Source organism: Kocuria sp. WRN011 (genome assembly GCF_002295155.1).
Taxonomy (GTDB): domain Bacteria; phylum Actinomycetota; class Actinomycetes; order Actinomycetales; family Micrococcaceae; genus Kocuria; species Kocuria carniphila.
Window position 1 is genome coordinate 260,533 of sequence record NZ_NSGI01000004.1, and the last position, 19,911, is coordinate 280,443.

At 63.3% G+C, this 19,911-nt stretch carries 21 protein-coding genes; 6 read left to right on the forward strand and 15 right to left on the reverse strand.

Going from position 1 to position 19,911, the window contains the following annotated elements; genetic code table 11:
• Nucleotides 1–24 precede the first annotated feature (24 nt).
• Both CKW39_RS07405 and CKW39_RS07410 read right to left on the reverse strand, forming a co-directional pair.
• Entirely contained in the window at nt 25–420 is a 396-nt protein-coding gene (locus CKW39_RS07405) for a YchJ family protein (protein WP_095797485.1), read from the reverse strand.
• 61 nt (nt 421–481) lie between these two features.
• A complete protein-coding gene (locus tag CKW39_RS07410; protein WP_095797486.1) occupies nt 482–1,387 on the reverse strand; it encodes a uracil-DNA glycosylase in 906 nt (301 codons plus the stop codon).
• A gap of 99 nt (nt 1,388–1,486) precedes the next feature.
• On the opposite strand from CKW39_RS07410, the gene CKW39_RS07415 reads away from it, so the two are divergent.
• A complete protein-coding gene (locus CKW39_RS07415; protein WP_095797487.1) occupies nt 1,487–2,308 on the forward strand; it encodes an aldo/keto reductase in 822 nt (273 codons plus the stop codon).
• Nucleotides 2,309–2,433: 125 nt separating this feature from the next.
• Here the strand turns inward: CKW39_RS07415 and CKW39_RS07420 are convergent, their stop codons facing one another.
• The 4 genes from CKW39_RS07420 to CKW39_RS07435 all read right to left on the reverse strand — a co-directional run bounded on the left by CKW39_RS07420 (nt 2,434) and on the right by CKW39_RS07435 (nt 5,827).
• Nucleotides 2,434–3,120 (reverse strand): MOSC domain-containing protein, encoded by a 687-nt coding sequence (locus tag CKW39_RS07420; protein ID WP_095797488.1) that lies wholly within the window; start codon nt 3,118–3,120, stop codon nt 2,434–2,436.
• Complete coding sequence (locus tag CKW39_RS07425; protein ID WP_095797489.1) at nt 3,117–3,668, reverse strand: DUF488 family protein; 552 nt, start codon at nt 3,666–3,668, stop codon at nt 3,117–3,119. Before CKW39_RS07425 ends, CKW39_RS07420 begins: the two co-directional genes overlap by 4 nt.
• Before the next feature lie 101 nt (nt 3,669–3,769).
• On the reverse strand, nt 3,770–4,660 hold the full coding sequence (locus tag CKW39_RS07430) for a rhodanese-related sulfurtransferase (RefSeq protein WP_095797490.1): 891 nt from the start codon (nt 4,658–4,660) through the stop codon (nt 3,770–3,772).
• Between the two features lie 111 nt (nt 4,661–4,771).
• Nucleotides 4,772–5,827 carry an LLM class flavin-dependent oxidoreductase gene (locus CKW39_RS07435; RefSeq protein ID WP_095797580.1) on the reverse strand — a complete coding sequence of 352 codons (1,056 nt, stop codon included), beginning with the start codon at nt 5,825–5,827 and terminating at the stop codon, nt 4,772–4,774.
• 235 nt (nt 5,828–6,062) lie between these two features.
• Between CKW39_RS07435 and CKW39_RS07440 the strand changes: the two genes are divergently transcribed.
• Complete coding sequence (locus CKW39_RS07440) at nt 6,063–7,421, forward strand: MFS transporter (protein WP_095797491.1); 1,359 nt, start codon at nt 6,063–6,065, stop codon at nt 7,419–7,421.
• An 88-nt stretch (nt 7,422–7,509) separates the two neighbouring features.
• Here the strand turns inward: CKW39_RS07440 and CKW39_RS07445 are convergent, their stop codons facing one another.
• The 3 genes from CKW39_RS07445 to CKW39_RS07455 form a co-directional block, all read right to left on the reverse strand.
• The gene (locus tag CKW39_RS07445; protein ID WP_095797492.1) at nt 7,510–8,775 is read right to left on the reverse strand and encodes an amidohydrolase; all 1,266 of its coding nucleotides are present in this window, start codon (nt 8,773–8,775) and stop codon (nt 7,510–7,512) included.
• The gene (locus tag CKW39_RS07450; protein WP_095797493.1) at nt 8,772–9,539 is read right to left on the reverse strand and encodes a trimeric intracellular cation channel family protein; all 768 of its coding nucleotides are present in this window, start codon (nt 9,537–9,539) and stop codon (nt 8,772–8,774) included. Before CKW39_RS07450 ends, CKW39_RS07445 begins: the two co-directional genes overlap by 4 nt.
• Nucleotides 9,540–9,703: 164 nt before the next feature.
• A complete protein-coding gene (locus tag CKW39_RS07455) occupies nt 9,704–10,936 on the reverse strand; it encodes a VCBS repeat-containing protein (protein WP_095797494.1) in 1,233 nt (410 codons plus the stop codon).
• A 370-nt stretch (nt 10,937–11,306) separates the two neighbouring features.
• On the opposite strand from CKW39_RS07455, the gene CKW39_RS07460 reads away from it, so the two are divergent.
• From CKW39_RS07460 to CKW39_RS07470, 3 genes are all read left to right on the forward strand, one after another.
• Nucleotides 11,307–12,932, forward strand: coding sequence for an alkaline phosphatase (locus CKW39_RS07460; protein ID WP_173674293.1), 1,626 nt, complete (start codon nt 11,307–11,309; stop codon nt 12,930–12,932).
• A gap of 104 nt (nt 12,933–13,036) precedes the next feature.
• Complete coding sequence (locus CKW39_RS07465; protein ID WP_095797582.1) at nt 13,037–13,483, forward strand: GNAT family N-acetyltransferase; 447 nt, start codon at nt 13,037–13,039, stop codon at nt 13,481–13,483.
• Nucleotides 13,476–14,804: a carboxylesterase family protein gene (locus CKW39_RS07470; protein ID WP_095797495.1), complete on the forward strand. Its 1,329-nt coding sequence runs from the start codon at nt 13,476–13,478 to the stop codon at nt 14,802–14,804. Before CKW39_RS07465 ends, CKW39_RS07470 begins: the two co-directional genes overlap by 8 nt.
• A gap of 42 nt (nt 14,805–14,846) precedes the next feature.
• Here CKW39_RS07470 and CKW39_RS07475 read toward each other — a convergent pair whose 3' ends face one another.
• The 5 genes from CKW39_RS07475 to CKW39_RS07495 form a co-directional block, all read right to left on the reverse strand.
• Nucleotides 14,847–15,695: a slipin family protein gene (locus CKW39_RS07475; protein ID WP_095797496.1), complete on the reverse strand. Its 849-nt coding sequence runs from the start codon at nt 15,693–15,695 to the stop codon at nt 14,847–14,849.
• Nucleotides 15,696–15,815: 120 nt separating this feature from the next.
• A complete protein-coding gene (locus CKW39_RS07480; RefSeq protein ID WP_095797497.1) occupies nt 15,816–16,037 on the reverse strand; it encodes a helix-turn-helix transcriptional regulator in 222 nt (73 codons plus the stop codon).
• The gene (locus CKW39_RS07485) at nt 16,037–16,474 is read right to left on the reverse strand and encodes a hypothetical protein (protein ID WP_143469951.1); all 438 of its coding nucleotides are present in this window, start codon (nt 16,472–16,474) and stop codon (nt 16,037–16,039) included. Before CKW39_RS07485 ends, CKW39_RS07480 begins: the two co-directional genes overlap by 1 nt.
• Nucleotides 16,475–16,557: 83 nt before the next feature.
• Nucleotides 16,558–17,133, reverse strand: coding sequence for a mismatch-specific DNA-glycosylase (locus tag CKW39_RS07490; RefSeq protein ID WP_095797499.1), 576 nt, complete (start codon nt 17,131–17,133; stop codon nt 16,558–16,560).
• A 65-nt stretch (nt 17,134–17,198) separates the two neighbouring features.
• Nucleotides 17,199–18,017, reverse strand: a complete 819-nt coding sequence (locus CKW39_RS07495; RefSeq protein ID WP_095797583.1) for a DMT family transporter — start codon at nt 18,015–18,017, stop codon at nt 17,199–17,201.
• A 222-nt stretch (nt 18,018–18,239) separates the two neighbouring features.
• Between CKW39_RS07495 and CKW39_RS07500 the strand changes: the two genes are divergently transcribed.
• Nucleotides 18,240–18,890, forward strand: a complete 651-nt coding sequence (locus CKW39_RS07500) for an STM3941 family protein (protein ID WP_143469952.1) — start codon at nt 18,240–18,242, stop codon at nt 18,888–18,890.
• Here CKW39_RS07500 and CKW39_RS07505 read toward each other — a convergent pair.
• A complete protein-coding gene (locus tag CKW39_RS07505) occupies nt 18,881–19,696 on the reverse strand; it encodes a hypothetical protein (RefSeq protein WP_095797501.1) in 816 nt (271 codons plus the stop codon). The two genes, CKW39_RS07500 and CKW39_RS07505, sit on opposite strands and share 10 nt — an antisense overlap.
• Nucleotides 19,697–19,911 lie beyond the last annotated feature (215 nt).

Genomic DNA, 19,911 nt, shown 5'->3' on the forward strand with positions numbered 1-19,911 from the left:
GTCCGGCAGTCGGGACCCTCGAGGTCACGGCTCTTCGTCGGTCATGGCCGCCACGTACATCCACCGGCCGGCACGCTTGCGGAACAGGGACACCTCGTGCTGGCTGTCCCCTCGTCCCGCCGCGATATAGCGCGCCGTGAATTCGACGACGCCGCTCTCATCCTTCGCTTGCCCCGCCTCCGTCTCGTGGATGGTCAGGCCCAACCACTCCGTGCTCGGATCCGCGGAGACCTCCGACGGGCGGGTCGACGGGTGCCAGGTCCGGAACAGGTGGTCCTGGTTGCCCAGCGCGAAGGCCGTGTACCGCGAGCGCATCAAAGCCTCGGCCGTCTCGGGCCAGCGCTGATTGCTCAGTGCCGGTTCGCAGCACTGTTCATAGGACGCACCGGCGGGAATTCCGCCGCAGGGGCACACACTCATTCCTCGGAGTTTACCGTCAGCACCGGGCACCCCGGTCGACCCTGGCCGACCACCACCAGCGTTACGGATGGTCCGGCTCATCGGACTCCGCAGCGTTGTCGGACAACCCTGATCCGTACGTCTCCCCCGCCGCGAGTGCGAGGGCTTGATCGAGCATGGGCTCGGTCAGCCGCCCGGTGAACGTGTTCTGCTGGCTCACGTGATAGCAACCGACGAGCCGAACGGGCTGACCGTCCGGTCGCAGCAGCTCAGCGACGGCCCCGTGGCCGAACTTGGGTCGCGGTTTGGGCACCTCCCAGCCCATCCGCACGGCAGCGGCCAACGTGGTCTGCCATGCAATGCCACCCAGCGCCATGATCCCCTCAACATCGGGCAAGAGGGTAAATTCGCGGTCGAACCATCCGCTGCACGCCGCTTTCTCCGCGGGTAGCGGTTTATTGGCCGGTGGAGCGCAGCGGACGGGTGCGATCATGCGAACGCCACGCAGACGTTGCCCATCTCCCGCGGTGGTCACCGTTTCGTGAGCCGCAAAACCGGCCCGATACAGCGCCGCATAGAGCCAATCGCCCGCACGGTCGCCCGTGAACATGCGCCCGGTCCGGTTTCCACCGTTGGCCGCGGGCGCCAGGCCCACGATGACCAGCCTTGCGTTCGGGTCCCCATAGGACGGCACCGGTCGGCCCCAGTACGGCTCACCCGCGAACGAAGCACGCTTGTGCTCGGCCACGCTCTCCCGCCACTCGACCAACCGCTCGCACGCCCGGCACACGCTGCACAGAGCGTTGAGTTCGCCGACGCCGCTCGTGCCGTCCGCGAGCGCCCGCACCGCAGCGGCGTCGTGCCCGACGGGTGTGTCCGGCGAGGCGGGGTCCTCGGGCCAGCCCGCGCCCGGAGGAACGGGCGACGGGAACGACTGGCCCGTGAGGGGGTGCGGCAGGAGCGGTGTGTCCGATTCGGGGGTTGCCATGACTGAGTCCTCTTCGCGTGTTGAACCGAACAGTGATTGCGGAGGTTCACCCGAGACCCTAGCGTGGTGTCCACCCCGTCCCCTGGCTCAGGAGAAATCGTGAATCGCATCGTAGAACTGTCCGACGGCACTCAACTGACCGCGATCGGACAGGGAGCGTGGAACATTGGCGACTCTACCGCTACCCGCGAGGCCGAAATCAGCACGCTACGCCGGGGTGTGGAGCTGGGCCTCACGCTGATCGACACGGCGGAGATGTACGGCAGCGGGCGCTCCGAAAAACTCGTGGGTGAGGCAATCGCGCCGATCCGCGATGACGTGTACCTGGTGGACAAGGTGCTGCCGTCCAATGCATCGGCCAAGGGAACCGAGGAGGCCTGCGAGCGCAGCCTACGACACCTGGGACTCGACCACATCGACCTGTATTTGCTGCACTGGCCGGGCTCATATCCGGTGGAGGAAACGCTCATGGCCTTCGAACGGCTCGTGGACCGCGGGTTGATCGGCGACTGGGGCGTGTCCAACGTTGATCTGGCGGAGTTGGAGAGCTACCCGGAGAACCCGCTGGTCAACCAGGTGCTCTACAATCCCTCGAGCCGGGGTCCGGAACTCGACCTGTTCCCCGCCATGAAGCAGCGGGAGATCGTAGCCATGGCGTACTCCCCGGTGGGACAGGGTGAGCTGCTCGGCGATTCTTCGCTTCAAGACATTGCCGAGAAGCACGATTCGACCGTCGCGCAGCTGCTTCTGGCGTGGGCCATCCGGGACGGCAACACAATCGCGATTCCCAAGGCGTCCACGGTGGAGCATGTGGAGGACAATGCCCGTGCGCTCGAGCTGCAACTGAGCACGGAGGACCTCCGCGCCATCGATGTGGCTTTCCCCGCTCCGGATCAGCCGGGACCGCTGGAGCTGATCTGATCCGATCTGAACAAGACCGGACCGCTGGAGCTGATCTGATCCGAACAGGACCGGGCTGCTGAGTGGATGGCCAAGTAGTACCGGTCTGAGGTCCGGTCAGCACCAAGCGCGAGGCTCGCGGTTACTCAGACGCTTTCGCCCAAACGACGTCGCAGCTGCTTGCGCCAGCGATCCGGAAATTCGGGGGCCTCGAGCAGCTCGCGCATGGCCGCCAGGTCTCCGCGCTCCACGTTCATGATGCGGCTTACGAACGCCGAGGACACCGCGTCCGGCAGCCGGGACACGAACTCAAAGCGGTCCCCGACCTGGACATCGCCTACTTCGAGCACGCGCAGGTAGTAACCGCAGCGGTTGGTGCTCATCATGAGCTTGGGTAGGTCCGGGTTGGACCATTTCTTGGAGATCGTGCCGCAGGGTTGGCGCGGTTGGGTGACTTGAACGACCGCACTGCCCACCCGGTACACGTCGCCCAGGAACACCTTGTCCTCGGTGGCGCCGCGGATGGTGAGGTTCTCGAAGAACGCGCCATCGGGCAGCTCGAGCCCTTCAGCCCGCCACGCGTCGTAATGCTCGGCCGGGTAGCAACACACGGCCTTCTCGGTTCCACCGTGATGTTTTAGGTTCCCCTGCTCATCCCCCACGAAACCCGTGGCGGTCAAGTGAACCGGGCCAGCGTGCGGCGTCTTGACTGCGGCCGTCCTGAGCGCGCGCGATGACCCCCAGTTGCGAGACTTCACCTCGCCAGTGCGAAGCAGGGTAATCGAGGCGTCCGTCACCTTCGGCTCGTCCACGGTCGCTTGGTCCTGACTCATGCTTTGGCTCCATCCCACACCGGGTTTCCGTGCTCGTCCAGGCGCAATCCCTCGCTGGGTTCGTGCACCGTGAATTTTCCGTTGTGCATCAGATGTACCACGCGCACGCTGTGCTTCGCGGTGGCCACATCCGAGATGATGCGCCTGTGACAACGCCACCACACGGACTCCGAACACATCACGGCCGTACGTTTATCGTCCAGCCCTCCCAGAAGGTCGGCCATCCCGGCTCGGAATTCCTCGCTGCGGGTCCACGCGGCATAGGCGCGGAAGGCCTTGACGCGCCACCATTGGTCCGGTGATTGCTGGTCCTCGGCTTTGGAGAGCGAGCGGCGACCGCCCAGGCGTTCATCCCACACATATTCGATACCCAGCTCGTGGGCGAGCTCTTCAATCTGCCCGCGCGCGGCGGCGTCGTTGCGGCGACTGCCCGGGAACCGGCGCACGTCCACGATTCGTTCGATGTGCGCGCCCTGCAGCAAGCGGGCCAACTCGTCGCGGTCCGCGGTGCCGTGGCCGAAGGTCATGAGGGTCGTGGGCTGAGCCATGCCCTCCAGGGTACGAGGCTCCGTGCGGGGAGTCTCCGAAGGCAGAGGCGCCCGGGGGCAAAGCTCCCGAACGCACGGATCCTCGTGAGAACCGATACGTGTTAGGCCGCGACCGGCACGCAGTCCGGGCAGTGATCGCGCGCCCCCGATTCGGTGCAGGACTCGCAGCACAGGAACAACTGACGGCACGTCTGTTCGGCGCAGTTGACATAGCGGGGCGTGGGCTCACCGCATTCGGCGCACGTGCCCAGGGACTGCGCGCCGGGCTCGAATTCCATGTGCATCCGCTTGTCGAACACGTAGAGCGAACCGTCCCACAGGCCCTTGTTCCCGTAGGCCTCGCCGTAACGCACAATCCCGCCGTCCAATTGGTAGACGTCCTGGAAACCGCGGTTCTTCATGAGCACGCTGAGCACTTCGCAGCGGATCCCGCCGGTGCAGTAGGTGACCACGGGCTTGTCCTTGAAAGAGTCGTACTTGCCCGATTCGATCTCGTCGATGAAATCACGGGTGGTATCCGTCTCCGGGACCAGCGCGTCCCTGAACTTGCCGATCTGGGCTTCCAAGGCGTTGCGGCCGTCGAAAAACACGACCTCGTCACCGTGCTGGTCCATGAGTTCGTGCAACTGGTGCGGCTTCAGATGGGTGCCGCCACCCTGCACGCCATCCTCAGTCACGGTGATCGGATCGGGAGCGTGGAAGGTCACCAATTCCGGCCGCACCTTGACGCTCAACCGTGGAAAGTCGTCCCCCACCCCGTCAGACCATTTGATGTCCGCGTCCTTGAACGGCGCGTACTCCTTGAGGCCCTTCACGTAGCGCTTGACGTCATGGATGTCCCCGCCCACGGTCGCGTTGATCCCCTGCTCGGAGACGATGATGCGCCCCTTCACGTTGCTGCGTTCGGCGAGGTTCTGTTGCCACAGCTTGATGGCATCAGGATCGGCCAGCGGGGTGAAGACATAGAACAGCACAATTTTCGGCAGGGACATACCCACCAGTTTAAGTGAATCCGGGGCCGCCCACGCGCGGTGGGCGGCCCCGGGGAGGTGAGCTTGGCGACGTCGTCGATGCCGACCACGGGACGACGCCGCCAGCTCGGCTTAGGAAATCTCGTACCCCGTCACGGGGCCTTCAGTATTCGGCTGCCAACCGAGCTCGGGGGCAACGTACTTAGCGAAGTTCTCCAGGATCCGCAGGTTCAGCTCGGGGCCCAGCTGGCTGGGAATCGTGAGCGTCAGGGTGTCGGACTCCATCACGGCCTGATCCTGCTTCAGCTGCTCCACCAAGGTGTCCGGCGAACCCGCATAGGTGCGCCCAAAGACGGAGGTAAACCCGTCGATCACTCCCACCTGGTCACGCGATTCCCGGGCACCCATGTAAGAGAAGATCTCGTCCTCGGGACCCACGATCGGGAACACGCTGCGGCTGACGGAGGTGCGCGGCGTACGAGTATGACCAGCAGCGCGGAAGGCTTCGCGATAGCGGCGCAACTGTTCGGCCTGCTGCTCCGCAAAGGAACCCTCGTTGGCCTCGGTGAGCAGCGTGGAACTCATGAGGTTCACGCCCCGCTCCCCCGCCCACTCGGCCGTCTTGGCCGAACCTGCACCCCACCAGATCCGCTCGGCCAGACCGGGTGACTGAGGCTCGATGGCCAGCTTGGCACCGGCACCGTACTGAACGGGATCCGCGTAGGTCATGGGCTCGCCCTTGATGGCGCGCATGAACTTCTCGAAGTGCTCGCGTGCGATATCCGCACCGCGAGGATCCTCGGAGCCGGTATAACCGAACGACTCCCAGCCGCGCAGGGCCGGTTCGGGGGATCCCCGGCTCACGCCGAGGGCCACGCGGCCATCCGCGATGAGGTCCAGCTGAGCGGCCTCTTCCGCGAAGTACAACGGGTTCTCGTAGCGCATGTCGATCACGCCGGTGCCCACCTCGATGTTGCGAGTGCGCGCGGCGATCGCGCTCAACAGCGGCATGGGAGAAGCCGACTGGCGAGCGTAGTGATGGACGCGGAAATAGGCACCGTTGACGCCCAGCTCGTCCGCGCCCTCTGCGATCTCAATGGCGTCCCGCAAGGACTGCCGCGCATCAGGATCGCCGGGCCCGCGACCGGAGCCGTAGTGACCGAAACTCAAGAATCCGAAAGCCTTCATGACCACAACAACATACTTGATCCAGATATTATTTCCGAATCAAGGACCGCTGTAATGGTTCGGGAACCTGTGGTCAATCGGCCTACAGGGCGTGATTTTTGGATACTGTCGAGAGACCCAAGCCATGTGAGTCCCCGTTCGCATCGCGGGTCTTTACTCGTTGTATCTAAGTTCCGGCGGTGCCGGTCTCATCGCGTGACCGGTTGGTCTTGATAAGAACAATAGGGAGCACAGCATGGAAACCACCGCGGAAACAACCACCAGACCACCCCAGGGGATGACCCCGCGACACTGGATGGTCGCGGCCGGTGGCTTCATGATCATGATTGCGGCTTCCGTGGTGCTGTCAGGATTGTCCCTACTGCACCCGTTCATCGTGGGTGACATGTTCACGGACGAGACCGGAAACCCCGCCAACGGCGGTCAACCCGCCTTCCTTATTTACTTCACGGTCCTGACCATCACCATTGTGGTGACCATGATGTTCGCCGCCGGCCCCTTGATTGCCAAGTTCGGTCCCCGCGTGATGCTAGGTGTGGGCTCGTGCATCATGGGCCTGGGTGTACTGCTGTTCTCCTTCGCGCCCAACCCGTTCATGTTCTATGTGGCCGGCGCAGTCATCGGCATGGGTTACGGGCTGTCCCAGGCACCCATTCCCCCGGTCATCACCACGTCCTGGTTCGAGGCCAAGCGCGGTCTGGTCCTGGGCATCGTGCTTTCCGGTTCCGGCGTGGGCGGTCTGCTGTGGTCCATCCTGAGCCCGCGCATGGCAGAGTCGCTGGGCTGGCGCCCCACCATCATGACCATGGCCATCGTTCTGGTGACGCTCTCCTTGATCGCCACCGTGTTCCTGGTGCGCAATACCCCCGCCGACGTGGGTCTACTCTCCTATGGCGCGGTGCCCGGCGAGGATGAGGAAGCCCACAGCCAGGACCCCACCAAGCTCCCCGGTTTCGTGTTCCGCGACGCTCTGCGCAGCCCCTGGTTCTGGCTTCTGGCACTGGCCTTCGTGCTGATCGGCATGATCGTGTCCGTGACGCAGGTGCTGGCCATTCTGCTGAAGGTCTACACCGGCGAAAACATTTCCGCGTTCAGCCTGTTGCTGGCCACGTGGACGTTCACCCTGATCCTGTGGAAGCCGCTGCTCGGCATCATCAACGACAAGATCGGCGTGATCTGGATGATGGCCATCACCCTGGGCCTCATGGCGCTGGGCTTCCTGTACCTGCCGCAGATGTCGACGGCGGCCTCCGGGTTCGGTGCCATGGCCATGGCGCTGCCGCTGATGGCCATGGTCTGCATGTCCGCCGGTGTCTCCAACGCCACGGTGGCCCCGCCGCTCGTCTTGCGCCAGTCGGTCGGCGCTCGCGATTACAGCAAGCTGCTGTCCCTGGGCCTGTCCTTCTACTACATCGGCAACGCCCTGGGCGCTCCGCTGTGGGGCACCATCCAGTCGGTCACCGGCAACTACAACCTTGGCCTCTACGCCGCCCCCATCATCCTGGCGGTCATCGTGGTCTTCGCATTGCTCGCGGCCAAGAACGGCCCCAAGCAATGGACCAACCCGGCCCCCACCACCACCGAGACCCCCTAACCGATCACGACCGACGACGGCGCCCGGTCACCTCCCGCGCGGAGGTGACCGGGCGCCGTCGTCGGTTAATTGACTGCCGGGCGAGCGGCTACCGACCCAGCCAGGCGGTCGAAGCCACCACGATGGCCGCGGTGGCTTCCGTCAGGGTTGGCTGGATGACCGGGGCGGACATCGGCGAGTGATTGCCCGGGATGTCTTGCGTAATGGTGCCGTTGGCCTCCGCCCGCGCGTGCGCCTCCGGATCGGTTCCACCCACAGCCCAGTAGGTGTAGGGCACGCCCAACGCATTGGGGATGTCGCTGAAATCCTCACTCGCGGTCTGGCGGCCGTACTCGCGGATGGCATCAGCCGGGAAGTACTCGACGAATGCCTCGGCCACGGTGTGGGTCGTGTCTGCGTCATTGTCGGTCAGCGGGTAGCTGTTGATGACCTCGAACTCGGGCTCCTCGAGTGAACCGGACGCCTCTGTCTCCGCCTTGGAGATCCGTTTGATGGCTTCGATCAGATGATCTCGCACGGCCGTGCTGTAGGCGCGGATGTTGAGTTCCAGCACCGCGTGATCGTCGATGATGTTGCTCTTGGAGCCGACCGTCAGCTTTCCGACGGTCAGTACCGCGAACTCCCCGGGTTCGATTTCCCGTGAGACCACGGTTTGCAAACGGACCACCACCATGGAGGCCAACACCACGGGGTCGATGGACAGGTGCGGCATGGATCCGTGGCTACCGCGTCCGAACAGGGTCACGCGAATGCTCGCACCCATGGAGAGGAAGGGGCCAACGTGAGTGCTCAGCGTTCCGGCAGGCTTGGCCATCACGTGCTGGCTCAGGGCCACGGTGGGCTGCGGAATCACGTCCTTCAGCCCGTCGTCCACCATCGACTGCGCGCCCGTGCCGAGTTCTTCTGCCGGTTGGAACAGGGCGATGAACGTGCCCTGCCACGCGTCCTGGGACTCGGACAGCAAACGTGCGGCGCCCAGGAGTGAGGCCACATGCACATCGTGACCGCACGCGTGCATCACGGGGGTCGTGTTCCCGTTCTCGTCCGTGAACGTCTCGGTGCTGACGTAGTCCAGGCCGGTCGCTTCCTTGACGGGCAGCGCGTCCATGTCCGCGCGCATCAGCACCACGGGTCCGTCACCGTTGCTCAACACGCCGACGACGCCGGTGAGCCCCACCTTTTCGTGGACCTCGAACTCGAACTCCTTGAGCTTCTCGGCCACGATGGTGGACGTGCGCTCCTCATGGAAACTCAGTTCGGGGTGGGAGTGGAAGTCCTTGTACAGCTCTTCCTGCCAGTCCTTGATGTTCGACTGACCCTTGAGAACCTGCTCCGCCACCTGCGTGGATGTCATGCTGCGCCCTCCTCGTTGCTTCCTTCCTGGCCGATGCTACTCCCGCCACCTTGCCCCGCTGCGCGGTCAGAACCATCGCGCTTCTTCCTTGCTAGCCGCTTGGGGCGAGGTAGCCGGGCCAGCCGTTTGAAGGCTTTGGGACTCAAGTTCGCGGGGCCCGGCAAGCTCCACCCGAACTTCCTTGCTGCCAAACTGATCGCAGCGCTGAGAACGATGGCACCGGCCATGCCAACTGTGTGTTGGCCCAACTGCGCCAGCAAGTACATCTCGATACTGGCGATCAAGGCGCTGGTCGCATAGAGGGTGTTGCCGCCGAAGATCGCGGGCAATCGGCCCACCGCAACATCGCGGATCATGCCGCCACCCACGGCAGTGACCACGCCCAGCAGGATAGACGGCATCCATCCCAATCCGGCCGCTAGCCCCTTGATGGTTCCGGTGGCAGCCCAACAACCGACCGAAAGAGTATCCACAAAGAAAAGCCCGCGCTGCGTCCACCGTTGATCCAAGGGCAACAGGTAGGCAATGAGCGCGCCCGCCAGAGCCGTGGTCAGGTAAGCGGGATTACTGAGCGCCACCGGGAACCCTTGCTGCAACAAGGTGTCGCGCAGCATGCCCCCGCCCAACCCGGAAATGATGGCCAGGAACGTGAAACCCACCAGGTCCAACTTGAGGTGCCGGGCCACCACGCCACCGAGAATCCCATTGGTGATCACACCCAGTAGATCCACCGCATCAAAGACTGCCCTGGGTTCGATCTCCACCGGCTGCGCCTACTTTCCGTGTTGACTCCTTACCCGGTACAGCCTAAATCCGCTCCGGCACTGTGATGATCAAACACTCGGTCTCTTGACGCACGGGGCGGCGACCGTCCCCGTCGGTTTCCCGCGGACGGCCGCCGCTGAATCACGTGTCAACGAGCTGCCACTCAGCTACGTTTCAACATCTCGACAATCGTGCTGGAGTAACCGAACCCCACCACGTCGGCTCGATTGTCACCGTTCACGTCGGTCAAGACACGCGGATACAGGTCCACGGTCCACCCGTCGTTATTGCCGAACTCTCGGAGCCACAAGCTGGCTGCGCCCACGGACCCGTCACGCTGGGTCAGGGCCACGTAGGTACCCGAATATCCGAACCCCACGATGTCTGCGGTCCCGTCACCGTTGGCATCGGCCAACGTGCGAACATGGTGTCCGATCTTCCAGCCGTCGTAACTGCCGAAGTCGGCCACCTTCAGTGTGGGTGCGCTGAAGCCACCACCGAATCGGCCGTAGGACACGTAGGTACCCGCATTTCCGAATCCCACGAGGTCTTCGATCAGGTCGCCGTTGAGGTCACCCGTGACACGCGGAGTGCGTTGCTCGCTCCACCCTTGGTTGGTTCCGAAGTCGCCGACCCTCACGGTTGGTGCCGTGAATCCTCCGGTCGAGCGCGCGTAGGCAACCGTGACTCCCTTGGCACCGAATGCCACGATGTCATCACGATTGTCACCGTTGACGTCCGCCAGCTCCCGAAGGTGTTCGCCGATCTTCCATCCCTGGGCCGCTGTCAGGTCGTTCACTGCAACCGTGGGAGCGGTGAAGCCACCGCCGACTCGCGCGTACGACACGTAGGTTTTGGAATATCCGAAGCCGACGATGTCCGCCCGGCCGTCATTGTTGACGTCGCCCAATTCCCTCACGTGCTCACTCTTGAGCCAGCCTTGGCTGGTTCCGTAATCACGCAGTGCAAGAGTGGGCGCGGTGAAACCGCCGTCCGTTCGGCCATAGGCAACAGTGGTTCCGGCAATACCGAAACCGACCACGTCCGCCCTGCCGTCGTCATTGACATCGGCCAGCTGACGAGGGTGCTCGCCCTCACGCCAACCTTGGTCATATCCGAAATCACGCAATCTCAACTGAGGCGGTGCAAAGGTCCTGTTCACGCGGCCGAGAGCCACGTAGGTACCTTGGTCGCCGAAACCGACGATGTCATCCCGACCATCGCCGTTGACATCCGCCAGCAAACGCGGATGCTGCTGAACACGCCATCCATTGGCGTAGGTGAAATAGGGTTGCGACGCCGCTTGGGCGGGTGCCCCCGTCAAGACCACCGCTGAACTCGCGAGCGCGAGGGTGGCGGCCACACTCAGTACTTTGGTTTTAGCTGTAGAACTCATTGCAGGTTCCGATCATGCTTGATCATGCAGAACGAGCCAGAGCCTCAGGTGTCTCCCACGGAAAAACGGTGAAAGCCCACTGCGTTGACGACCCACAGGCCCAACTACTCAGCGGCGAAAAGTGTCTCGACGGGGCCCCGGCCCGGCGATCTCAGATCAGATAAAAACCCGCAGGTCACTCGCACGAATGCCCAGCTCGTTCGGCCGCTTCACGACGTAGTTGTGTAGTTCTCGGATTACGCCCGTTCCCGGGGAAAGTCAACATCACATGTCCCCTAAAGCGTGATCATGGAAATATGCGTGTGACCAGCGCGATTATTGTTCAGATACCCGCAAGTTGGATGTCATTCGGGGCCCGCACTATGAACCCATGCCTACCAACAATGCGCCCATCAATCGTCGTCAACTCGTCTCCGGCAGCCTTGCCGGCGCGGCACTCATTGCCCTCCCCGGCACCGCGATCGCCCATCGCGGCGAGCGCCCCGTACCGGGGCTGATCAGCAAGCGCCTGACTCTTCCCAGCGGCGTTGCCTCCGGTGACGTCTCCTCCAATTCGGCAGTGCTGTGGGCGCGTTCCTCGGGTCCGGGTCGTCTGCACGCCACGCTTCAGGCAATTTCCGCCGACGGCGCTCCGTTGCGCGGGCGCTTTGCCCGCGGTCTTCGCCTAACCTCCGGCTGGGCGAACCCCACGTCAGATCACACGGCCAAGATTTTCGCGGGCAAGCTGCCCTCCGGGACCCGGTTCAAGGTCACGTACGCGTTCGAGGACGATCGGGGTCGGATGGGCGAGCGTGCCATCGGCACTTTCACCACCGCTCCGGGCAAGCGTTTCGGGCCGAAGACTTCCGCAGCACAGTCCTTCGTGTGGACCGCAGACACCGCGGGCCAGGGCTACGGCATCAACGAGGACATCGGCGGGATGCGGGGCTACGCGGCCATGCACGCCACCAAGCCGGACTTCTTCTTGCACTCCGGAGACACCGTCTACGCGGATAATCCCATCGAAAAGACCCTGGAAGTTCCGAACGAACCCCTGTGGCGCAATGTGGTCACAGAGGAGGTGTCCAAGGTGGCCGAGACGCTCAACGAGTTCCGCGGGCGCCACCGTTACAACATGATGGACAAGAATCTGCGGGCCATGTACGCGGAGGTTCCCGTGATCGCTCAGTGGGACGATCACGAGACCACCAACAATTGGTGGCCGGGCGAGATCCTCGAGGATGAGCGCTATACGCAAGTGCGCGACGTCGACACCCTGGCCGCTCGCGGCCGTCAAGCATGGCAGGAGTACATGCCCATCGCGGACTCCCGTGCGCTCTCCCGCGGCACCGGTTTCGAGCCGGCCCGCATCTACCGCAAGGTCGAACGCGGTGACCACCTGGACGTGTTCGCCCTGGACATGCGCACCTTCAAGAGCGAGAACACGCCGGGCAAGGAGCAGCACGAGACCGACATCCTGGGCGAAGAACAGACCCGCTGGCTCATCCGCGGACTGCGCCGGTCCAGGGCCACGTGGAAAGTGATCGGCAACGACTTGCCCCTGGGACTGATCGTGCCGGACGGTAAGGACCGGGAGTCCATCTCCAACGCTGATCACGGTGCGCCGCTGGGTCGCGAGCTGCAGTTGGCGCGGATCCTGAAGGCCATCAAGGACTACGACATCAAGAACGTGGTGTTCCTGACCGGCGACGTCCACTATTGCGCCGCCCACCACTACTCCCCCGAACGGGCGGCGTTCAAGGACTTCAAGCCGTTCTGGGAGTTCGTGGCCGGGCCCATCAACGCGGGAGCCTTTGGTCCCAACACATTGGACCGTACCTTCGGGCCCCGCGTGGACTTCGAGCAGGCCGGCCCGCCCATGGCCTCACCGCGCAACGGTGACCACCAGTACTTCGGTCACGTGGCCATCCCCGAGGACGGCAGCGAGTTCACCGTCAAACTGGTCAATGCCAATGGCAAGGCCGTGTATCAGCGCACGCTCACCCCTGAACGCTGATCCAATCAGGCACGACGCCGCCGCGGTGACCTTGGGTGCCCAAGGTCACCGCGGCGGCTTCGTGGGTGTGCAATTCTCCAGGTGAGCGGTTCACAATGGTGACCATGGTGAGTTTGCCGACCGGTTATTTGTTGAGAGTGGGTCCGCCCAGCGTTTCGGCGTACCTGTATTTGCGTGAAGCCACGGGCATGAGCCCTAAAACGCATCAGCAAGCCCTCGCCGGTATCGACGGCGCGTGGGCGGCCGTGCACGTGATTCACGCACCCACCGGGGAGACGGTGGCCATGGGTCGTGTGATCGGGGACGGCGGCTGGTACTTCCACATTATCGATATGGCCGTGCTTCCGGAGCATCAACGCCAAGGGCTCGGGGACACGATCCTGACGTGGCTGTTAGATCGGATTCGACAGGATGCTCCCCCGGACGCGTTCGTCAGTCTCATGGCGGACCCACCCGGGCGCAGCCTCTACGAACGACACGGATTCAAGGACCGTTCACCGCGCAACGTGGGAATGAGCCGACTGCTCGAACGACAGGTGGACGATGACTGAGGCCGCAATGCACAACCAGCCGATCTGGCACGCCCCCGTGGGAACCGTGGCCGGCTGGCACGACGGCCCCGTGGATCGCGCTACCGGCATCCGCTATGCGCGCGCGGACAGGCTGGAGGCACCCACCCCGGTGGGCGATGCGACCGAACCGATCCAGGCGACGTCGTGGTCCCCGGCCTGCCCTCAGGCACCCGTGCCGCTGCTGGACGACGCGGTGGGCAGCAGCATCGGCAAGCTCCCCGTGGACGAGGACTGTATGCGGTTGTCGATCACCGTGCCCGCGGACGCCGACCCGGACGCCGAGCTTCCCGTGATGGTCTGGATTCACGGCGGTTCGTACGTGTCCGGGGCCGGTGACGCGCCGTTCTACGACCCCAGCACGTTGGTTGCCGAGCAGAACGTGGTGGTCGTCAACGTGACCTATCGCCTGGGCCTGTTCGGTTATCTGGGCGACGGTCAGACGAGCCCCGCCAACCTGGGGTTGCTCGATCAGATTGAGGCGCTGCGCTGGGTGCATTGCAATATTGCGGCCTTCGGCGGCGACACGGCCAATGTCACGATTTTCGGTCAATCCGCCGGGGGCGACGCCGCCGCCCATCTCATGATCGCCGAGGGCACCCGGGGCCTGTTCCGCCGTGCGATCGTGCAGAGCGCACCGTTCGGTCTCATGAAGAGCCGCAGCAAAATGAACGCGGTGATGTCCCGCACCGTGAGTGGTCTGGCTCCCGATGCGCATTGGGAACAGGTGACCGCGGCTCAATCGACAGTGGAGAAGGCTGCATCACGCTTCGGTCTCAAGGGGCAGATGCCCTTCGGCGTGCAGTACGGCCACGCGCCACTGCCTGCCGAGAAAGATCTGGATGCGGCCTGGCGCGAGGTGGCACCGCAGGTGGACGTGCTTGTGGGATACACGACCCGCGAGGTCGCGCTGTTCGCAGCCGCCGTCCCGATACTCCTCAAGCGGCTCGAGAAACCGAAGCGTGACCCCGCACTGGAGCAGTTGGTGGTCAAGCCGCTGACCAAGCGGATCTACGGAACCGGGGCCAAGGCCTTTGCGTCGCGGCACGCGGCAGCCGGCGGCAAAGTGACGGGCTACGTGTTGTCGTACGGCAACGAGGAGCATCCGTTGAATGCGGCCCACATTGCCGAACTGCCGTTGCTCTTTCCGTCAAGCGCGTGGGAGGGCGCGCCCAGTGCGCTGGGGCTGAGCCTCAACGACATGCACGAACGCGGGCGGCTGTTGCGAACCCAGTGGGCGGAATTCGCCCGGGGCGGTTCGGTGGGCAGCCTGCCCGAGATCGGGTTCCGGGTCATCGACTGAGTCGGTTGACCGGTGCTTGTCTTTGCGATGGACGACTTCTGCTTAGGACAACACCAACTTGGGCCCTGCTCCGTCGTGACTGGGCCCGGGTAGCGGGGGCTGTGTCGGATACTGCTCCGCCGCGTGCCCTTCACGCTCCAGGAACTCAGTCAACTCGTTGATCGTGCTCATGAGTGGTGCGGGGAACACCACCGTGGAGTTCTTGTCGACGCCAAGTTCCACCAAGGTCTGCAAGTTGCGCAATTGCAGGGCCAGCGGGTGAGCCATCATGACGTCCGAGGCCTCGCCCAAGGCGGCCGCGGCCCTTGCCTCGCCTTCGGCGTTGATGATCTTGGACCTCTTCTCCCGTTCCGCCTCTGCCTGCCGGGCCATGGCGCGCTTCATGCTCTCGGGTAGTTGGATGTCCTTGAGTTCGACCAGGGCCACTTCTACTCCCCATTCGACGGTTGCGCGATCGAGGATGATCTTGATGTCCAAATTGATCTGATCGGTTTCGGACAAGATGTCATCCAATGAATGCTGACCGACCACCTTGCGCAGCGTTGTTTGGGCGATCTGATTGATGGCCGCACCGATGTTCTCAATGGCGATCACGGACTTGACCGGTTCAACGACCCGGAAATACGCCACCGCCGAGACATCCACGCTCACGTTGTCCCGGGTGATGATTCCCTGGGACTGGATCGGCATGGTCACGATGCGCGTGGACACTCTGTGGAGCACGTCGACTGCGGGGACGATGAGCCGAATCCCCGGCCCCCGCACGCCGTTCAGTCGTCCGAAGCGGAGGATGACACCTTTTTCGTACTGCTTGATGACTCGTATCGACATGATGGCGAGCAAGACCACAACCACCAGTAGAACGAGCAGGATGATGATGAGTGTGCTCATGACGGCACCCCTCTAGCACTAGACATGCTGGCGGTGCGACCGAGTGTTCATCGTGAACGATCTTCGCCGCCCTGTACCGTCAAGCGTACGCTCGCCCAGTCGCCCCGGAGAGGCTCCCGGTCAGCTCTTTTCGGGATCAGAGACGGGTGTGGCCTGAGGTGTGAACAAGTCCTCGATGCGACAGCCGAACACCTCAGCGATTCGGAACGCCAGTGGGAGGCTCGGATAAAAACGGCCTCGCTCGATGGAGATCACGGTCTGCCGGGACACCCCCAACAACGCGGCCAAGTGGGCCTGCGACCAGGACCGCTCCCCGCGTTGCTCGGCAATGATGTTCTCCACTAGGAGTCCCGCCTTCTGGCCACCCAGAAACGAACCGCGAAACTGACCACCGCCAACACGAGGATCAGGGTCAGAACAACCATCCCGCTGACTTCAAGCCGGGTGATCGCCAGCGCGAACAAAGCGATCCCGGCCGTGGTGATGATGTCGTGGAATGCACCCGAGGTGGCCTTGTCATACCAGCGGTGCTCGATGTTGTCCTCCGCGTGTGCATCTTCTTCCACGGTGTACTTGGAGACGAAAAGCACCCAGCCCAGGGCGAAGAACGTGCCGGCGGTGCATGCGGAAAAGATCACGAACCCGAGCAATCTGTTCTCGTCGTAGAACACCGAGGCAATGGCCCCCACGATGGACGCGAGCACGAGCGCCATGACGATACTCAGCACGTAGGCCGAGAGTGGTGCCTTGCCAGCGGTGCGGGTTGTTGTTGCCATCATGACTCCCTTGATATGGGCTTGTGCGGCCCTTCCGGCTATGTAAAGCGCGCTTGACTCAGTCAAGCAAGCTTTACCATTCGACGTCAAGGGTGTTTGACAATAATTCCAGCGGCCTTCGCGATCTCCCGGTAGGCCGCCGCTAAATCGTCAACACTTGCGTGGGCATTGAGACCGCTGGGGTTAGGCGCGACCCACAACTGCACACCGGGCCACGGGGAGTCCTGCTTTCCCAGTTGCGCCTTCGGGAGTTTGAAGGCCGAGCGGTAGGCGGTAATACCCAGAACAGCGACCACCTTGGGTTTTCGCTCGGCCGCGAGCCGATTCAACCGGTCCGCACCGGCCAGCAGTTCTTCTCGGGACAGCTCGTCTGCCCGTGCGGTGGCCCGCGGGCAGATGTTGCTGTTGCCGATACCTTTGCTCGTCAGTTCTGCCAGGTCCGATTCCGTGTAGCCGTCCCTCGCGTCGATGAGAGTGTCGGTGATGCCCGCTCGGTACAGAGCCGGATAGAAGCGGTTGCCGGGCCGCGCGAAGTGAGCGCCCGTAGCCGCCGTCCACAAACTCGGGTTGATCCCGACGAACAAGAGGCTTAACGGATCGGGTAGTAGGTCTGGCACCGTGCGATCGCGGAATGTCTCAAGTTCTGCACGCGAAAATCCCATGGAATCAGGCTATCCGTGTGGTGGCCATCCCCCTCAAATACATCCGGGGACCGGCACGGCCACTGTTACGACAGTTGAGCCGATCGCACGGCAGCGGCACTGGCCAGAATCACAAGCGCGATGCCCGCGATTTCCAGAACATCGAGTGCCTGACCCAGCATGACCCACCCCACGAGCGCCGCAATCGCCGGTGCCAGACTCACCAGAATCGCGAACGTTTCCGCAGCAAGGAGCCGCAGCGATGCGAGCTCCAGGGCATAGGGTACCGCCGAGGACATCACGGCGATCAGCGCGCCGATCAGCAATACCCACGGGTCCAGGAGTTCGACGCCGCCGCTGGCCACTCCAAATGGCGCGGCCAGGAGCGCACCCACCACCATGGCGAGCGCGAGACCTTGTGTGCCGGGAAATTCCCGCCCGGCTTGGCGGGACATGAGGATGTACAGCGCCCACATGCACGCGGCCGCCAAGGCGAAGGCCACGCCCACCGGATCCAGTCCCTCGGTATTGGGGCCAACTCCGCTGAGCAGGAGCACTCCCGCCAGCGCGAGCCCCGCCCACAGCAGACCACTGAGCTTGCGGGACAACACCACCGACAACACCAGTGGCCCGAGCAGTTCAATGGTCACCGCAACACCAAGCGGCAAGCGGGCAATGGCCTGATAGATACACATGTTCATGGCGCCGAGACTCAACCCGAAGCCGAGGATCACCGGCAGGTTCTTGGCCGTGATCGCACGAACCGAAGGTCGGAACACGATCCACAACAGCACCGACGAAATGAGCAGGCGCAGAAAAACCGCGCCCTGCGCACCCACGCGATCGAAGATCTGATACGCAATGGCCGCACCGGTCTGGGTAACGAGCGCCGCCGCGACGACCAAGGCGACGCCAGCTGCGGAGGACCCCGGCGCCGTCGGCGAATGAGAACGAGACGAGCGATTGGTCACCACACCGAATGTACGCGGTTCCGAGCTTTGGTGGCACCGGTCGATAGCCTGAATAGTGGCTGACTGCATGACCCCCATCACACAACCAGGGCGAGGGTTAACGTGAACGATCAACGTGTCCTAGGGCAATTCGAAACACTCAAGAATTCCGGAACCGTGCAGCTTTCAACGAACCGCGGGAAATTGATTTTCCTGTTTCTGCTCACCCTGGTCTTCACGCTCTTCGGCCTGGGAATGATGTTCGCGTCCTATGGACAGGCCGCGACGGTAGCAGGGATGTTCGGGTCCGGATCCTTCTGGATCGGGCTCCTGGTGGTGGTGTTCTTCGGCATCTTAGGTATTCCGTCCCTGTTCTCCCAGATCGTTCAGAAGCGGCAACTGACTCTGGATAAACAGGGTTTCCGCTACGGGAAGCCCCATTCGGCGGGCACCGATCCCGAGCTCGAGATCCGCTGGGACGAGGTGGAAGGAATGGGGCTGGCGCGCGTGAGCCGTTCAACCATGGTCGCGATGAAGCTGACTTCCGAAGGCTACGAACGCTACGAATCTCAGCTGACGGGCTCTACACGCCAATTGGCCAAGGCCAATCAAAGGATGATGGGCGAGGGCATGATTGCCCTTCCGGCCACCATCGGTGGCGGGCCCAAGGAACTAGTGACTTTGCTGGGACTGGCGCACGGTCAGTACGGCCCTCCTGAAGTGCGCGAAGGGTATGCGCGTGCCCAGGCGGAGGCTCATGCAGATGCCGAGGCTGTTACTCATGATCCGCGAGCTGAACGACCCCGCACTGCCGACCCTCAGGAGTAAGCGGGTTCTCGATCCAGGCTGCGGCACTGACGAGCTGACCGGTAGAGCCGTCCACGACCTAGAGCCCAGATGATCAGAACAATCGCGGACAGAATGCCCGCCGCGATACCGACGAGCTGTGAGGCCGGCTCATCGGTGAGACGAGCCACGCTGATCCAGGCCAGTGCCCAGGCGATACCGGCGGCCACCGCGAACCGGGGGCCCAGGACGATCACGTAGACGGCGGACAGTACCACCGCAACGGTCATCACGGTCACGGCGATCCACTCATCTGATGGGCCTCCAGAACCCCAGCCTGATGCGGATCCGGCTGCCGCGATATTGGCGCACGTTGCCGCCGTGACCCAACCGAGGTACAAGCCAAAGGTGCCGTCCACGATGAGCTTACCGAGCGGCGTCGTCCCGGGATTTTCGCGCAGACGCTTGACCAGAATTCCCAACGTGATCGCGAGCGCCAGGATGACCAGGACGCTGACCCAGATCCAACCGACCTGGGTGACCAGCAACCACACCGCATTGAGGATCATGGTGATGCCGGCGAGCCACCCGATCCGGCGTTCGCGTGAGGTGGTGGCCACGCGAGGGAGCCACTGCCAGATGGTGTAGGCGAAGAGGCCGAGGTAAATCACGGACCAAATCGAGAACGCCGTGCCGAGCGGGGCAATAAGAGTGGCATCAGCGGAGAGCGCACCACCGGAGGACTCCGCAACCCGTGTACCGATCACCCCTGTTCCCACAAGCGTGCCGATGACACAGAAGATTTCAGCGGCAGTGACGAATAGGCGGCGGGCCAGATCGGTGTTCATGACTCTCCTCAGGTAGCGTCCCGCCACCGTATCTAAGAAACCATAAGACAACTGATTAACAGCCGCGTGTGACGTGCGCTAATACTCTCAGCCGGGTGTGACGCAGCGGTCGGAAGCTTTTGCGAGGCGCGCGTCAAAGGTCAGCACTTTGCATCCCAACGCCCCTGCGAGAACCACGTACATCGCGTCATGTGAGGAAATGTTGTGCCTAAAGC

What these genes read in the sequence shown, in the direction of transcription:
- CKW39_RS07405 (WP_095797485.1), bottom strand. Translation starts at nt 420, where the DNA reads ATGAGTGTGTGCCCCTGCGGCGGAATTCCCGCCGGTGCGTCCTATGAA.
- CKW39_RS07410 (WP_095797486.1), bottom strand. Translation starts at nt 1,387, where the DNA reads ATGGCAACCCCCGAATCGGACACACCGCTCCTGCCGCACCCCCTCACG.
- CKW39_RS07420 (WP_095797488.1), bottom strand. Translation starts at nt 3,120, where the DNA reads ATGAGTCAGGACCAAGCGACCGTGGACGAGCCGAAGGTGACGGACGCC.
- CKW39_RS07425 (WP_095797489.1), bottom strand. Translation starts at nt 3,668, where the DNA reads ATGGCTCAGCCCACGACCCTCATGACCTTCGGCCACGGCACCGCGGAC.
- CKW39_RS07430 (WP_095797490.1), bottom strand. Translation starts at nt 4,660, where the DNA reads ATGTCCCTGCCGAAAATTGTGCTGTTCTATGTCTTCACCCCGCTGGCC.
- CKW39_RS07435 (WP_095797580.1), bottom strand. Translation starts at nt 5,827, where the DNA reads ATGAAGGCTTTCGGATTCTTGAGTTTCGGTCACTACGGCTCCGGTCGC.
- CKW39_RS07440 (WP_095797491.1), top strand. Translation starts at nt 6,063, where the DNA reads ATGGAAACCACCGCGGAAACAACCACCAGACCACCCCAGGGGATGACC.
- CKW39_RS07445 (WP_095797492.1), bottom strand. Translation starts at nt 8,775, where the DNA reads ATGACATCCACGCAGGTGGCGGAGCAGGTTCTCAAGGGTCAGTCGAAC.
- CKW39_RS07455 (WP_095797494.1), bottom strand. Translation starts at nt 10,936, where the DNA reads ATGAGTTCTACAGCTAAAACCAAAGTACTGAGTGTGGCCGCCACCCTC.
- CKW39_RS07460 (WP_173674293.1), top strand. Translation starts at nt 11,307, where the DNA reads ATGCCTACCAACAATGCGCCCATCAATCGTCGTCAACTCGTCTCCGGC.
- CKW39_RS07465 (WP_095797582.1), top strand. Translation starts at nt 13,037, where the DNA reads ATGGTGAGTTTGCCGACCGGTTATTTGTTGAGAGTGGGTCCGCCCAGC.
- CKW39_RS07470 (WP_095797495.1), top strand. Translation starts at nt 13,476, where the DNA reads ATGACTGAGGCCGCAATGCACAACCAGCCGATCTGGCACGCCCCCGTG.
- CKW39_RS07475 (WP_095797496.1), bottom strand. Translation starts at nt 15,695, where the DNA reads ATGAGCACACTCATCATCATCCTGCTCGTTCTACTGGTGGTTGTGGTC.
- CKW39_RS07485 (WP_143469951.1), bottom strand. Translation starts at nt 16,474, where the DNA reads ATGATGGCAACAACAACCCGCACCGCTGGCAAGGCACCACTCTCGGCC.
- CKW39_RS07490 (WP_095797499.1), bottom strand. Translation starts at nt 17,133, where the DNA reads ATGGGATTTTCGCGTGCAGAACTTGAGACATTCCGCGATCGCACGGTG.
- CKW39_RS07505 (WP_095797501.1), bottom strand. Translation starts at nt 19,696, where the DNA reads ATGAACACCGATCTGGCCCGCCGCCTATTCGTCACTGCCGCTGAAATC.